We start from the raw sequence: 15,741 nt of genomic DNA on the forward strand, positions 1-15,741 counted from the left end.
CTTGAATCACAAGTGAGGTTGATGTGAGCAAAAAATGCTCTTGAAAAACTCACGTAGATTAATGAAGTGTTGATAAGTAGTGATTTAGATTAAAGGTGATGAGTCAAGTTGCTATAGTGATCAAGATGAGGAATCTATTGTAATTTAACAGAAGATCGCATTTACCATAAAATAGCTAATACGCTTCCATCAAAGGCTTAACCGCGAGCGGTTCTTCCTTTAATGGAACCGCTTCGAAACAGACTACCGTGTCCTCAGATATAATCATAATAACGCCTAAGGATAATTTGCTTTAGATTCAATGGCTTACATGCGTATTACATAAATTATGTTAAATTGAGATAAATTGTTGATTTTATTGAGTTATGCGTGTCGTCTGTTTGTGCTTTCAAGTAGCTGTTGTCAAAAAATATCTCGCGATTTCGAGTAATTCAGAAACAATTTTTTAGAATAAAACAAAACTTGAATGACTTTGTTGGTTGGGACTTTAGACCTGATTTGAATGACTATGATTGGATTTGGCTTAACCTACTGCTGCGTTAAATATTTTTAGATTATTGTCAAACTTCTGTTGGTCGAATTTAGGTTTGAGGTGTTTGATCTTTCCAAATTTAATGTTGTGAATGTAGGTATGACTAAGACCAGTTTTTTTGACAATTACGGACGCGGGTACATTCTTCTTAATCATTTCTCTGGCCATATCAATCTTTTCCTTGGCGATACTCCTAACAGCTAAGGAAATTCCCATTTGGCTTGCCCTCTGTCGTATATTGTCCTCTGATTTATCCAAGATTTTAGACATTTGCTTTGTAGTTAATCGACCTGCATTACTGGATAAATATTTAATCTCATTTCGTGTCCACATAAATCATACCAACCTTACTTTCTTACCTGGAGCCATAACTGTGGCAGATTTTAGTACGTGTCGTTGTTCTGAAGGCTCATTCACATTGTACTGCCAAATGTCTTGCTTATCGGAAAGAAGCTCCATTTGCTCAATGGAGATCTTTATGTATGGAAATGAGGAATCATTTGGTAGTCGTATGTAAATCGTACGAGACTTTGGGTGCCAGTAAATCTTACTTACATTGATGTTGTGGCTATCGCATATCCCTCTTACTTTCTCCAGATGAAAATGAAGACATTTTTTTTTCTGAATATTCACCCTTTTCTCTCCTCAACTTTTAATTTCTGATACATAATGTATATTACTATTGCATATAAAATACAACAACGAGGTAAGTCATATGTCCACAATTTTTAATGACATAATTTTTATCGGGATTGATGACGGCAATGCGAAGTACAAAGTCTCATCTAAAGAGTTAAAAACTGCGTTCCCTACTCATATAGCTCGCCATACAGGAAGGTATGTCGATGCTGACATGAAACTAAACATTGGTGAGTCATCAGATGCGGTTAAGTCATATCAGTCCGGTAAGACAGGTATCAAGTATGATGTTGGAGATGTAGGTCAGCCAATACCGCGGAGCAACACTTTTGCATATGAAGAACCAAACCAAATCCTTCTTCAACATGCCCTGTCACTATTTGACGACACTAAATCGAGCCTTAGTACGAATCGATTTGTTGTCTGTGCTGGTATGCCTCTTCGTCAGTTTTACAAACAAGATGGCTCCATCAACGAAGCTAATGTGAAGAACAAAATGACAGCAATGGCTAGTTCATTTGATTTGTTTCCAAACGATGAGAACCTAGTAAAAAGGAAAAGGAACAGCATTCAATTACTTGTGCAACCAGAAGCGCTAGCAGCACTTCGTACATATCTCTTTATGCGGGATACTGACGGGAAGATTGTCTTAAATCCAGAGTATTTAAACAAAACCCTTGCTGTTATAGATCCGGGCGGGAAGACAACAGACATTGCCGTTTTTAAGAATGGCATGATTGATATGGAACGTTCGACTACTTTTGATGTTGGCTTTAACGATTTGGACCGTAAGGCGAAAAGCTATATTTATGATCATGGTTTCACAACCCCTACTCAACAACAAGTGAAAGCACTAATTAACAACGGAACGATAAAAATTCGTGGTAAGGAAGAGGATCATACTAACTGGATCAAGCAAGCGCGTTCTGCTCTTGCAAATGAAATCTTTGGTAATGTTACCGACACATTGTCCGATGGGTTTGATATTGATTTAATGATTTTCATTGGTGGAACCATAAAGGCACTCAAAGACGAAATTCAGCCAATGATAGAAGAGTACTATGGAGATAAAAATGGTGGAAACTATGTGCCTTATGATATCCCACAAAATGCGGATAGACTCAACGCTGATGGCCTAGAACTGTTTGCTGAACTTTGGTACCAACAAAATAGTGCTCGCTAGCATCATGGGTGTCACATGGAAAAGCTTTTAGTTTATGAATGTCGGTTTCGTTCTGCATTTGCAAATCACCTAAAACCAAAACAAGGTGACAATTCCGAATGCCAAAGGGTTCTAGAGTTTCTTGTCGCACTAGGTGTGTTAATTGAAACTGGCAACCTTAAAGATCTTGAATACTATTATAAGTTCGCTTTACCTCAAGACGTGAAGATTTCAATGCTGGAGGCTACCTCCAGTTCTTCATCTGAAGAAAGGCTTCGTTTTCAAATCAAGCGATCTAATACTTTCCATAGAGATTTATTTTCTTTGATTGACGCTAAGTTTGATACGAAATCACTTGGTCGTTTGCTCGGAACCATGATGAAAAACTATGTTACAAACGGAATTTCATTTATCCAAAACCGGCAACAGTCTGAAACTGTGACTTATGACGACAATGTTCAATCGTTGATCTTATCAGAGCTCGTGAATACGAACAGATTACTTCATGAATTAGTTGCTGGTTCTATTACTTTTAGTAAACAAGATTCTGAAGAGTCTCCTAATGAAGACACAGATGATATTGGGCTAGCTGCAGAATCTTTAGAGGCTAGCAGAGAAGATGTTGATAAACCTATGCAGGATATTGACGGGTTCGATTTTGACTCATTAACTGTAGGTATGAATGTTTAAAGGGCCATCTAGGCCCTTTAGTTTTTTTGATCTGATTCGAATAAATCTTCTATTGCTTGTATGTCTAAGTTTGTCTTGGTAGCCCGTACCTTTTTAAATACAGAACATATTTTGTCCCTAACGCGTTCAACTATAACATCATAGAAACCTTTCCAGTCGGCGTTGTATGACTGGGTACTATGAATGTATGAAATCACACTTGGAATTGTAGACCTACTAACTTTATCTAATTCAACAACCTCATTTAAAGTTGGTTCCATTTCTTCTAAATGAAGTTCGAAAGTTCGAATGGTAAGCGTCCACTTTTCAACATCGTAATCTATGAGATCACTATCAAAGAAACCAATAAGATTTTTAACTTCAAGTGCACTTAATGTATGAGTTTTTATCGCAAGTACAATGTAGACAAACCTGGCATCCATAAAGGCTTTTCCACCTTGAGTTGCGATTTTTTTGCTTCCTGGGATTTGCATTACCGTACCTTGTCGAATTGCTTCGACAATAGGTTCCATCTTACATCTATCCTTAAATGAAGCCCGAGCATGTGTTATAGCGTGCTGCGCTGCTCGGTCTGCAATGTTACTTGCTTTAGTAATGCTAAGCGTTTTATTAGCTTTCTGCTTCACTAGCATCCCGCTGTATAAATACTGTGAGTACAGCTCTTCAAAACCATCGAGATTGCTATATGGGAAATCCCCTTTCGACTTGAGGCATTGCTCATATAGCTTTAACCATTTGCCTGTTAATTTACTTTGTTGATCAGACATGCAACCTCCTTGATGTTGTATATTATTCGAGTATGACATGGATTGATGCAAAAATGTACTTCAATTTTGTTTGGTTTTTATCTAATATGTTATATTATCAAGTAAACACAACTACTAGGTGTACTTATGTCTGCAGGCAATAAACAACTATTGATTGAAAGGTTAAAGGCCATTCTGTCTAGTCTGGACCACTTAGAAAATCCAGAACGCAATGCGAGAATTATAGAATTATCACTAGGGCTTGATGGGAAAGGCACTCACACTCTAGAACAAATACAAGGGAAACTGGATGTCGAGTTTCCAAATGAAAAAATTAGTCGAGAACGAATTCGAGTTCTTCGAACTTCTGGGATCAAAACTTTCAAGAAAGCCTTATCAAAACAATGGGATTCATTCTTTGATGAGCTTTATGAGTTTGTTTACAACCAATCCCCTATCGAAGTTGAGTTACTTGCTAAAAGGATTGCAGATCCTTCGTATGAGAGTTTTGAACTGACAACTCCTCAACAGAAGCCGTTTAGTGAATCTGAATTTGAAGTGTCTGGTCTGTTGGAGGTTTTTGAGAGCAGGCCAAGTAAATTTAAAAAGAAGACACTGAAAATGAATCGTGTTTACTTTGACTTCTCGAAGACTAAAGCAAAGCAAGAAGGGCCAACGCCAAGAAACTCTGTAGATTGCTTGTTGTTTTTAGTTCCAAATAGTTTTGGAGTTAAACTTGATGTTCTCCTTTCTCATACAGAAAGAGCGATCAAATTTAATGGTATGTTACAGGAACAATCTTTGCTGCCTTTAATGCCGAAGAAGCTACCAGTACATAAACGTGAGGAATTAGCTCACTCACTTTTGGTTGGACATAAAGATTTTCTTTGGCTTGATCAGAACAAAGGTTATTTCACCTTCACAAGTTCATTAGATAATCGTATTTCACGTTTTGCAGCTAAGGTATTTCAGTGTACTGATGAGATTCATGTCTCGCTATTTGCTTCGCAGATCTCTAGAGCTGTCCGTTCGCAAGCAAGAGTCCTTAAAGGTGAATCAGCTTCTCAGCACTTGAAAGAGCGTTCTAGCTTTCTACAAAACGCATCATACGGCTCAGATAATCCGTTCACTGTAAACGATGCAATAAGATATTTTGTAGGTACTAAGCTATGCACCATTGATAACAACAACGTCTTACGTCCTACACAACTTTTTAAAGATAGTGTTGATGTAAAACTTAGATGGGCCGAAAACGTACTCATTGAAGTATTAAAAAACGCTCCAAACCAAACATTGTCTCAGTCTGACTTTAAGTCTCAGGGTATGAGTATGATGTCAGAGTTGGCAAGTATCGGCTATCTAGAACGATTAGAGAAATACTTGGCTGATAAGCGAATTTCTAAAGTATCAGATGAATATGAATTCTCGGCTGAATTTATTGCATCTCTACAAACCAATACTCGAAGTTCTGTCGACAAGTATAAATCTAGCCTAACTAGCTCAAGATCTGTCATTCATGCTCTTTATTTAGATTTTGTCGGCAAATACAAAGAGAAGCTTAAACTTTGCAACGCCAATATCGCGACAGTGAGAGAGGCATTACGTGAAGCTAAGTCAACCAAAAGTACATCTTCTAAAGTTTTGTCCGCACTTGAAACTCAATCTTCAGATTTACGTTTATTAAAAGCGGAATGTTCTGACTTTGTACAACGTGAGCTAAAACTGACAGAAGAGCTAGTTCGTTTAGAACGCTCAATGAAGAAGTACGCAAAAGTTGGTTTGGACTCTTCTAAAATGTTCAATGAAGAGCGTCAGAGAAAGGTCATTGCTGAAAGACATTTGTTAGTCGCCGAGCGTATCTTTTCTGACAAAGATAAAGTAGTTGAAGAGTCAATTCTGAAGCAGGCAGCCAAAACGGGTACTGAGTTGATGGAACACTTTAGTGTTCTTGATAACGAAGAGATTCAAACTTTTAAAAGTGCTGAGAACTTAGTTCATATAGAGCTTTTGAATATAAGCAAAATTACCGGGCTTGATAACACCACATTCGATGAAGGTGTTGAGCAGCAAAAGTTCACTGACATTATGAAATTCCGGTTCTTAGCTGCCTGTTTAGCACATATTGATCAATACATTGATAACTTGCCCGAAGTGAATGACAAAATTGACGATTTAATACTAGATAAGTTGCTAGCTTATCCTGTAAATGACACTGCTAATGTCCGTGTCTCTGTTAGATCTTTTAATGATAATCTTCTCGAAGCTGCAAGAAATGATGAAACCGCTCATGCATTGGGGCACTTCAACCAGCACGTTAGTTATAGCCCAGTTCTATTACGAGTTAGGAAGGCTGAGTATTCATTTGTTGGCTCAGAAGCCTCCAAGCATGCAGAAATAGAGTATTTATAGGTGAATACAATGAACAAACTACTTGTGAGGTCGATGTTCTTTATCGTTGCAATATCATTCGGAGGAGCTCTTCTTAGCAGCACCCTACCATTGTTTGTTGCTTCCCTTACCTTCAGCTTAGGTTTGTTCATATTATTAGCTGGCTTTATCAAACCTATTCACCTGGTAGGACTATTGAATATCAAGCTAATTTTCTCCGCTTTACTTTGTTTCAGTTGTTTTCTTGTACTTCCAATGGTTGAGGCATTTCTACTCAACTCTTGGGTATTACTCTCAGCTTTGATTAGTGTTGAGAAATTGGAGTTGAAATATGAGCAGTGAAGTCTTACGAGCTTTGAAAATGAGAGAATGGAATAAACAGGGCTTCTTGACTTGGTTAGCTTCTCTCAATGAGACAAGTTTGAAAGTTAATAAATGCACATCAATCACGAAGTTTAAGCAATTATCGTCAGAAGTTCTTGAGCGCCAGTCCAGGCGCAACCTTTCTGCTACAGAGGTAGATGATGCTCTATCGGCATTGCTCCCATACTTCCCGCTTAACAGGCTTAATAATCTGAAAGGGTCGTATTCTGCTTCTAAGAACCGTGATAAAGCGGAAACCAGTTCGATGACCTTGTCGACTAAAAACATCGGTCGTATCCAAGAATATGTTTCGCTTTGGAATCTGGGTAGCAATGATAGTGCTATAACGCGAATCTTGGATATTTGTGACTCACAGAGACAAGATTCTTAATTTAAAAAGGGACGCAAATGCGTCCCTTTTCAAAAGTGGGTTCAGAGTATCGTTGCAACCACTGTAGTTTGCGCGACCATTGTCACGTATGCCCATATGACAATAACTGGTCCAAATGCTGCACCCTTTTTTAATAAAAATGAAGAAATTAAGCTGCACACTATTAAAGGCAAAATGAGTCCAATCCCAACCCAAGCTCCAACTGCTGATAATAGTCTTACATCCCCCCAAGCAAAAGCTTCATGGCCAGATTTGAATAGCGTTATTTTGTTGAATGTATACATATAAATGTAAGCAACAAATGCCCCGAGTATTGCGTCGTTAGGTTCAACTAGTGACGTCTTAGTTGTCGAGTAAAACAAACCAATCCATAGTAAGGGGTAAACTATCTTGTCAGGTAAAAATCGACTACTTAAATCTACCAATGCTGCCGATGCTGTCATAGCCACAAACAACCCCATGAAGAGTATCCGTGTGAAATCCACGCCAGCGATGGACGCCAGGATCAATGAAGTGATTGCAATTGCTTCAAGTAATAAAACTTCATATTTTGCAAACCCTGTTGACTTTGGAAATGGAGTTTTCAAAACCGTTGAGGAAATAGGTACCCAAAAGAGAGGTTGTCTAGCCATTTGCGAAAACAAGCAACAGCTATTACATTCCTGCGTATATTCGACTCCAATATAGTCACTTAGATCTTGCTTAATCTCTTGAACTTCAATTTTAGGGAGTATTCCAGAGATAAGATATGTGCATTTTGCAGCAAAGGAACCCGCAATGATGAAACCAACAATTAACTCAACTCCCATTAGTGCGCCATCCCTTCTGGTACGTTTGCACTAGCTTCTTTCTTAGCAAGCCTCCCTACAGGTGTATAAGCAGTCTTTGGTTCTCTACGTTCGTAAATTGGACTTTGAATTCCAGTAGCTTCTTGGATACATCGCCCAATGACAACTTCTGCTTTTTCCCTGCCAACAGAGCTCATTTTTCTTACATCTTTTGGGATCTCAATAGCAGCTTCTAGATCGCGTATTGCCATCATTTCGGCAGATGCGGCCATAATTTCAGGCTGAGTAATCGATGCCTCTGTTCCGTCGACAGGGTCTTTGTAAAGATATGTGCCTTTTTGCGAGACACATTTAGTGAAGTCACCATTTTTAACAAGTTTCGCAAGTACAACGTCTAATTTATCATTTAATTTCGTGTTCCCAGACTTATAGCGTTCACCATGCAATCCAGTAGCCTTTGAAATTCTATTTTTATAAGCGCCATACAAGACTTGTTTTAGGGTGTCATACGGAATTTGTCTCTTTTCGATTGCTTCTTTTATGCACACAAAGTCAATGTAGTCATTATTGCAGTCTCGCTTTATTTCGTTTACCGGGCGAATTAATGCTTCTTGGACCTTAATTTGAATACGTTTATCCAACTTACTGTATGCAGGTAATTTACCCTCATCACTCCTTTGGGATTCAATGACCATCCCAACTTTGGCTACACTATTTAGCCAGTTTGCCACTTCTCCCGCTCTGGTGGCGTATTCTTGTTGCATTAATGCATCTACTGGGGGGTTGATATGACAGAGAACATCAATCGCGTTTTGCGCCAATGTGTTTACCGGAGCATTTGGTGATAGTGCAGCAGACATTAAGAAGGACGCCTTTTTGAAAACTGCAGAATCACCCTTATCGCCCACTTCTTCTTGAGCTCTCTCAACAAAATGAGACACATCTACATTCAAAGGAAACTCAAATTCAGAGAAGTTATCAATTGGCTCGTTGTCTGCGAAAGTTAGTGGAACTGGAAGGCCCTTTTCGTTGTACTGTAATCCAGATGTTTCTGTACCTTGTGCTTTTGTATTTTCAGTTGGTACCGCCTTTGGAACGTTTCTTTGTTTTGGGGTGTCTAATTTATCAAGCCCACTATTCTTGCCCAGCGACTCCATGTCACGATCAGATATTGTATTAACGCTATCATTAACCTTTGAAAATTTCTGAAGAATGTTTGCTACATCATCATTCTCTAATTCACCTGATGAGAGCATCTGTCCCAGTGTTTCGAGAGCTTTGATGACATTACCATCTAGACCATTATTTTCGTTTTCAACGTTATTAATAGAACTTTTAGAGGTCTCTTGATTGAAATCTGACTCAACATTCCTCTTGGCGGCTTTATCTTCATCTGATTCTATTGATCGGATCGGAGTTGATGCCGCACGTTCGCTAACAGTCTCATTATGCTTATCAATTGCTGAGACCTTATCTAGAACCGAGCTCTGAGCCTTGGAAGAATTCCACGCTCTAAGCTTTGACTCTTTAAGTAGTTGACTTAGCTTTTGTTCTGATGGTGCTTGAACCTCTGTTTTCTTGATGTTTTGTGCTGGAGGAAGTGCATTGCCCACAGTCATTTTTGAAATGACGAAATCATAGGTCCTACCGTGATTGAGGGTCGTATTCATTTGGTTCCAGCTACCAGTCGTAGTGAACTGCCCATAAGAAGCGCTACTATGGCCGATACCATTTGCCGAGGTTGGTGCATGTTCGGAAGAATCGTGTTGTTTATGTGCCGCTGCTTGGTTAGAAAGTTCAGATTGTGTATCAGGTGTGTTGTTGGACACAGTTGATAATTCTGCATTAGCTTTCGTTTGTTGCGTGCTGTCAGGCTGTATGGAAGCCGTTTCTTGAGTCTGTGATGGAGCAGTTTCTTGAGGAGAAGGCTCTGAGGCATTGTGAGGCGCGTTTTCTGGCGCAGCTGTCACTTCTGGTGGTGCTGCAGTTTCTTGAGTCTGTGATGGAGCTGTTTCTTGAGGAGAAGGCTCTGAGGCATTGTGAGACGCGTTTTCTGGCGCAGCTATCATTTCTGGTGCTGCTGCAGTTTGTTGAGTCTGTGATGGAGCTGTTTCTTGAGGAGAAGGCTCTGAGGCATTGTGAGACGCGTTTCCTGGCGCAGCTGTCACTTCTGGTGCTGCTACAGTTTGTTGCGTTTCTATAGTCTGTGATTGGTCTGCATCTTGAGGAGAAGGCTCTGAGGCATTGTGAGGCGCGTCCTCTGGCGCAGCTGTTACTTCTAGTGCTACTGCAGTTTGTTGCGTTTCTTGAATCTGTGATGTGGTTGTTTCTTGTGGGTAAGCCTCCGAAACATTCTCAGGACCGATTTCTGGCGCAGTTGCTACTTCGGGGGCAGGTTCGACTTGCTGATTCGTTTCAATTTGTGTCGATACTTTAGCTTGATGAGAAGTTTCAGAAGCATTCACAGGAACGTTTTCTGTCACAACTGACACCTCTGCATCTGATTGTTGCGAAGCATCTGGCTGATTCGACCCAGTGAACAGTTCTGAATCCGAAGGTAAAGATTCCTCTAGTTCATTTTCATTTATATCTGAAAACTCGACTTCGAAGTCATCAATACCAAATTCACCACCAGCGAAATCGTCAACCGGCATATCACTCATTGTTATGTCTTCATACTCATACTCCATTTCTTCATCAGTGAACTGATACTCGTCAATGGACTCTAAGTCCTCATTGGTGACATCCAAATCATCATCGATTGAGGTAACGTTGCCTTTAATTCCATTAGAGATTGAGGTTGCCAATTCGCTGATATTATTTGAATCATTCTCACTATGGTGTAGGTCCTCGTTATCAATCGCCGATTCAACTTTAGAATCCTGCTCCTGATATTCTGTTGCCTGTGCAACCAAGTCTTGGAAGGATGAGTCAGTGAAATTAGACTCCATCATTCTTTCTTCTTCTCTGAAGCTGTCTATCTCTGCTAACAGGTCTTCTTCTTCCGAGCTAAATCCCCCCATCAAGTGCATACTTTCAGGGTCCGCTAAGGCGGCATTGACGTTGTCAGCCATTTCTTGCTCTGTGATTTCTATATTGGGCGATTGATCTTCGAGAGTAATTCCTCCAACAGAGGCAGACTTGTTATTGTCATACCAAATACCTTCAACAAGTTTTCTGTCACCAGTCTCCCTAGTTGGTAACGAGTTGGGTGTATTGTTTTCAATAGAATGCTTGTTAATTGAGGCAAGATATTTATTAACTTCTTGCTCTGAATTATATTCCTGGTCCTTAGATAAAGCTTGAGCTGGCATAAGTTCAGTATTCAATTCTTCCTGGGAAGTATGAAGCGGTGTTAATCCCCCGTTTGATGACTGAAAGGTCGTTGTTGGTATTAGAAATTGCCCGTACTTAAGATCTTCAACTTTGTTCTGTAACTCTTGATTGCTTTGAAGATAGTATTCCCCATTTTGTGCGCCATTGGGTGCGTAGGACTTGAGCACAAATAAAGATTGGGTATCACTGAAACTTTCTATGTTGAAATCAAGGTCTTCGGGTTTATGTGTACCGCTATCGACTTCAATAATTGAAGAGTTCTTTTTGAGAGAATCAAGAGCATATCCGAGCTCATTTTTATCAAGCTTTTGGGTGATGATTGGTGTGTCGGGTGATGTTGTGTTGCAAGTCACATCGATATAGTCAGTTTGATCGATGAACTTTACACCAATTGCATCTTCGTTGATCGAAGCATTTATTACTGAGCGCGTGTCTAGCCCAAATTCATCGCTAAACGTTCTATCTGTGTCTCTTAGGGGTTTGCTTTCAGCGTTTAATGTACGTAACTTGAATGATTCCTCTGTCGCAAGCTCGAAAGCCTTTATGTCACTGTACTCTATTTCTGTGAGTACAGCGTCAATGGCTTTTGCTGCTTGAAGCCGACTATTAAAACGTGGTTGAACATTGTCTTTACCCCCGCCAATTACCAAATCGTTATTTTCGTCTAGTCGAATTGGCCTAACATAACCATTTTCATTCTCAATAAACAATACAACATCTTCAGTAAGTTTCTGATCTATTGAATCGTTATATGTATCTATAGAATTGAATACTTTATCAGTTTCAGCCCCATAACATCTAAATGTCGATTCTACATATTCGAGAGCCTTATTGAATGCGATTGTCGGTTCGGTACCATCTTCGATTAAAGAAGCATATGCCGTATCTATCGCAAATCTCTTTTCAAGATCCTGTTTGATAAGTATATCTTTCGCAGTGTCTGCAATGTCTACTTTAACCCATGAATCGCTTTCGAATTTTTGCAGTTCATATGCCGAAGTTGGTTCAGTTTGAAGTACTTTAGTGGCATCTGTTTTTTGTTTTGCGTTATCATTTTGTTCTGATGGTTGATTGATTGAATTGAAATCAATTGGCTCACCAGTATGAGTGATGAAATTGGAGGATTTTAGTTCTGGGTCTATGCCATATACTTCGAAGATCGACTCATATTTACCATACTCTGCATCTGCAAAGATTCGCTTCCCTACCATATCTTTTGCTGGGATATTGTAGGTATTGATCATATGTTCAAGTTGGGTCCCCATTTTTGCTAGAGCTTCTTCATACCCAAAGACATCAAACGCGTCATTGAAATCACATGCCCCAGTTTCAAGAGCTTTGTCATGAACACCTAAGTTTTCCCAATCAAGTGAAAAGCTCTGAATGCCATAGCTATCATGGAGGATGAGGCCCATTCGCAAGCCAGCATTGTCTTTAATTGAACGAAGTGATCGTTCATCCCCTTTGTTCCAACTATCATTATCAGCACCATTTAACATAGGGTTGTTTGGGTACTGCTTCTTATAATGCTCCACTGAATATTTGATGTTGTCGACGAACATGGCCGCAACACAAGCTACATCGAGTTCTTTCCTTTTGGCAGCGATGTACAAACTGGCCATGGTAGAAAAGCCCTCGCCTTGAATTATGGTGGTATTTGGGCCGATATTACCTAACTGAACAAAACAGTTTTTCATGTCATTGTTCATTGTTTCAAAGCGCTTGTTTCCAATGTTGTCGTTTTCTTCTGAGCCAAATAAGTAGGGCGGATTAGCTAGATGTTGGATACCTCGGGTATTTTCGATGTCTAGGCCCATTTGAATACTGACAGTCGGCACTTCATATAATTTGGCATGACGCAACAGCCCATGAAGTTCCTCATAATCAAGAATCTCCATGATCTGTTTAGTTTCGATTTGGGTACCTTTGGCTGTCTCTTTTGTAACGAGTGGTAAAGAGTAGTTTTCTTCGATTAGAATTTTGACTTCTTCAGCGCGAGCAGCATCTTTTTCTGCCTGTTGTCTCAGCGCTTCTTCACGTCTAGCTTTGTTTTCTTCTTCACCTTTTAGTCGCGCAGCTTCTAGTGCGCTTTGTTCTTTAATGTAAGCTTCTCTAGCCTGTTCGGTAGATAATGAAGCCTCAGTACCTTGTGGTGAATGAGGTAACCTTTCTAGCCATGAATCAAAGTCAGGTTTAGATGTTATGAAGGAGTTTGATTCTTGACGACCAACGATTCTTAAGCCGGTGTTGAGTGAGACACGGCCATTATCGAAGCACTTAAACTTAACAACGACTGACCAGCCCGTTTTCTTACCAAATGTGTCCTTCATATCACTATGTAAAGGTGCCGCTTTTTCATCATCAAAATTGATGTAACCACCAGAAGCATACTGGCCAATATCTATGTTGAAGGGGATTTCTTTCTTACCACTTTTAGAATGGTGACTTTGAGTATCGGCAAAGGCTTGAATTTCACTTAAGTGCTTTTCTAGCATTCTGCTGGCCAGCATAGCTTGAGCGCTGGTGTCGGCACCATATTCTTCATTCAGCATTAAATTGTATAAGCTGTCTTGCTGTAAGCTTGTGTCGTTTTTTTGGATCAACTTATCTTCACTGACCCCAGAGTTTAACGCGGCAACGTATTGTCTTACGACGGGCTCGAGACGGAAAAGGGATTTATGATCGATAAGTTGGCTGGATACTGCTGTGTCAGCAAACTCTTGGATTAATGCATCTTGAATCGAGTATGTCTTTTCAAGAATTTCTTTCTGTTGTACATCCGTTGAGAACTTACCTTTCCAAACCTTTTCATAGTTCTCTAGGGCAGCCTTGTATTTTGGGTCATTCCAATACGAACTTGACTGCTTACGAATGGTGTCAACTTGTTTGCGTGCAGCAAAAACCTTAGAAATATACTTCTTATCAGGCGTTTCAAACCCAGAAATGATATGGAGGCCAACGGCAATAGTTTTAGCCCAATTTAATTCAGCATAAGCCCTAGAGTGCTGGTTACCCGTTTGATCCTGACGATTGATGTAGTCAACTAACTTAGTATCAGAGTTGCCAGCATAGTTCCTACTCGGTCTTGGAAAATGAAAACTGGTCAGTTTGGTTTTGCCGCGAAATGTTTGATTGGCCCACGCTTTTCCATCAAGGGCTTGCTCTATTCGTTCTACGATATTTTTAGGTACATTTGCTTCCATCTACTATACCTCTGATTTGTTCGTATGTGACTGAGGTTGGATTGTGTTTACCAAGTTCTCTATAGTGCGGGTAACACCTTGATTCGCTCCGTCATAGAGGGTTTGAGTGAATCGAAGACGATTGATAGCAGAACTGCTGTTTGATGCGTAGGAATACCCAATGACGGTTAACCCAGACTGAGCAGCAATCATGGCCATATTAATCACTGCCGAATTATCCAAGTGCCCGGCAATAAAGTACTCAATTCCTATGGTAGAGTACTCAATAAAGGTCTCAATATTGTTATTAATTGAGCAATGGCTTATATCTTCTAGGTAAATCGGAAATCCACTTTCATACGCTAATATCGGCGAACCACCAGCTCTATTATGGGTTTCCTTGATTAGGCTTGTATAAAGGTTCACTGGATCGTCAGAGGTTTTACCTAGTATTAGATTTAATTTGCCCTCTTCTAGGGTGGCGCATATTTTATCAGAGCTTTCTTCAAATTCTGAGCTATAGAGAAGGTTTAAGGTGACACTGTAGCCACTTAAAGTCACGACTGTTTGTATGCTGATGCCAAGCTCATACTCAAGACCTGTGTGCGCTGACTGTGGCATGTTTATAACGAGAAAACTGCGTATAGGCTCCTTATTAACGTTGGCTAGAGGAACATTGAAATATGCAAGCAGCCCCTTGAACGCTTTGTACATTTTAACGCTTTCCCAATCGTGAGACTCAAGTACACTGCTGTCGGAGCAGCTAGGTTCTTTTAATTTGGATTCCTCAACAGAGAAATGAACTTGATGGGTAAAGTTCTCTTCGGCGGTTTGCAAGCTCTCAATAAGGTAGCCACAACAATCAGGTAGCTCGTATTCGTAGGCCGAAGACTCGACTTTCTCATATGTATGTTGCTCTATTCTAGAAATACATTTTTGGACCTCTTCAGGCGTTGCAATAGCGATATAAAAGCCCTGCGTATTCTGTTCATTAAACTCTACTAAGGCGGTGCTAGGCTCAGCACCTTCATGGATCTGGTTGTTATCCAGATAGCCGTTTATATCTAGCCAAAATACTACTTCGTTGGATATGTTTTTTTCGCCGATATCGCTCAATAGATTTAGATACTTATCCAACGATGACAGAAATATTATCGGTTGAGCATTTATTTCCATGATAGCTATACCATTGAGCTTTGAATACGTGATCAAGTCTGTTGAACGGTATGCTTCTTCATGAAAGGGGATTTGATATAGCCCAGATAAGAATAAATAGTTTTGCTTTAAGAGCTCTAGTTTGTCTCGATATGGTTCAAGATGAGGAAATTCTTCACATACATCTTCAAGACTGAGCAGTGAGTAATTTTCGTCAAAGTGGTCTGTGTCCACATAATCGTCAAGTAAACCTAAGTGATGAGCAATATGGACATAACTCTTATGATGTGTAGCTGATTGGTACTCTATTTGAAACTTAAAACTCAATGGTATGTCCGGGTTTTTTATTAATTCTGAAGCGTTAAACAT

9 protein-coding genes are annotated in these 15,741 nt (G+C 39.8%); 4 read left to right on the plus strand and 5 right to left on the minus strand.

Annotated elements, in window-relative coordinates; translation table 11 throughout:
* Positions 1–523: 523 nt before the first annotated feature.
* A complete protein-coding gene (locus tag OCT63_RS19415; RefSeq protein WP_269984361.1) occupies positions 524–865 on the minus strand; it encodes a hypothetical protein in 342 nt (113 codons plus the stop codon).
* Positions 866–1,247: 382 nt separating this feature from the next.
* Between OCT63_RS19415 and OCT63_RS19420 the strand changes: the two genes are divergently transcribed.
* Positions 1,248–2,354, plus strand: a complete 1,107-nt coding sequence (locus OCT63_RS19420) for a ParM/StbA family protein (protein WP_269984362.1) — start codon at positions 1,248–1,250, stop codon at positions 2,352–2,354.
* A 15-nt stretch (positions 2,355–2,369) separates the two neighbouring features.
* Complete coding sequence (locus OCT63_RS19425) at positions 2,370–3,023, plus strand: hypothetical protein (protein ID WP_269984363.1); 654 nt, start codon at positions 2,370–2,372, stop codon at positions 3,021–3,023.
* Positions 3,024–3,040: 17 nt separating this feature from the next.
* Here OCT63_RS19425 and OCT63_RS19430 read toward each other — a convergent pair whose 3' ends face one another.
* Complete coding sequence (locus OCT63_RS19430) at positions 3,041–3,790, minus strand: hypothetical protein (RefSeq protein WP_269984364.1); 750 nt, start codon at positions 3,788–3,790, stop codon at positions 3,041–3,043.
* 126 nt (positions 3,791–3,916) lie between these two features.
* On the opposite strand from OCT63_RS19430, the gene OCT63_RS19435 reads away from it, so the two are divergent.
* Both OCT63_RS19435 and OCT63_RS19440 read left to right on the plus strand, forming a co-directional pair.
* Positions 3,917–6,178, plus strand: coding sequence for a hypothetical protein (locus OCT63_RS19435; RefSeq protein WP_269984365.1), 2,262 nt, complete (start codon positions 3,917–3,919; stop codon positions 6,176–6,178).
* A gap of 310 nt (positions 6,179–6,488) precedes the next feature.
* A complete protein-coding gene (locus tag OCT63_RS19440; protein ID WP_269984366.1) occupies positions 6,489–6,911 on the plus strand; it encodes a hypothetical protein in 423 nt (140 codons plus the stop codon).
* Between the two features lie 41 nt (positions 6,912–6,952).
* Here OCT63_RS19440 and OCT63_RS19445 read toward each other — a convergent pair whose 3' ends face one another.
* The 3 genes from OCT63_RS19445 to OCT63_RS19455 are packed head-to-tail and all read right to left on the minus strand — an operon-like array spanning position 6,953 to position 15,741.
* Positions 6,953–7,720, minus strand: coding sequence for a prepilin peptidase (locus OCT63_RS19445; RefSeq protein WP_269984367.1), 768 nt, complete (start codon positions 7,718–7,720; stop codon positions 6,953–6,955).
* Positions 7,720–14,238 carry a hypothetical protein gene (locus OCT63_RS19450; protein WP_269984368.1) on the minus strand — a complete coding sequence of 2,173 codons (6,519 nt, stop codon included), beginning with the start codon at positions 14,236–14,238 and terminating at the stop codon, positions 7,720–7,722. The genes OCT63_RS19445 and OCT63_RS19450 overlap by 1 nt, the downstream gene beginning before the upstream one ends.
* A 3-nt stretch (positions 14,239–14,241) precedes the next feature.
* The gene (locus tag OCT63_RS19455) at positions 14,242–15,741 is read right to left on the minus strand and encodes a hypothetical protein (RefSeq protein WP_269984369.1); all 1,500 of its coding nucleotides are present in this window, start codon (positions 15,739–15,741) and stop codon (positions 14,242–14,244) included.

The sequence above is a fragment of the Vibrio sp. RW genome, from assembly GCF_027587105.1.
Taxonomy (GTDB): Bacteria; Pseudomonadota; Gammaproteobacteria; order Enterobacterales; family Vibrionaceae; genus Vibrio; species Vibrio toranzoniae.

What these genes read in the sequence shown, in the direction of transcription:
- OCT63_RS19415 (WP_269984361.1), bottom strand. Translation starts at nt 865, where the DNA reads ATGTGGACACGAAATGAGATTAAATATTTATCCAGTAATGCAGGTCGA.
- OCT63_RS19450 (WP_269984368.1), bottom strand. Translation starts at nt 14,238, where the DNA reads ATGGAAGCAAATGTACCTAAAAATATCGTAGAACGAATAGAGCAAGCC.
- OCT63_RS19445 (WP_269984367.1), bottom strand. Translation starts at nt 7,720, where the DNA reads ATGGGAGTTGAGTTAATTGTTGGTTTCATCATTGCGGGTTCCTTTGCT.
- OCT63_RS19435 (WP_269984365.1), top strand. Translation starts at nt 3,917, where the DNA reads ATGTCTGCAGGCAATAAACAACTATTGATTGAAAGGTTAAAGGCCATT.
- OCT63_RS19440 (WP_269984366.1), top strand. Translation starts at nt 6,489, where the DNA reads ATGAGCAGTGAAGTCTTACGAGCTTTGAAAATGAGAGAATGGAATAAA.
- OCT63_RS19425 (WP_269984363.1), top strand. Translation starts at nt 2,370, where the DNA reads ATGGAAAAGCTTTTAGTTTATGAATGTCGGTTTCGTTCTGCATTTGCA.
- OCT63_RS19420 (WP_269984362.1), top strand. Translation starts at nt 1,248, where the DNA reads ATGTCCACAATTTTTAATGACATAATTTTTATCGGGATTGATGACGGC.
- OCT63_RS19430 (WP_269984364.1), bottom strand. Translation starts at nt 3,790, where the DNA reads ATGTCTGATCAACAAAGTAAATTAACAGGCAAATGGTTAAAGCTATAT.
- OCT63_RS19455 (WP_269984369.1), bottom strand. Translation starts at nt 15,741, where the DNA reads ATGTTTAACGCTTCAGAATTAATAAAAAACCCGGACATACCATTGAGT.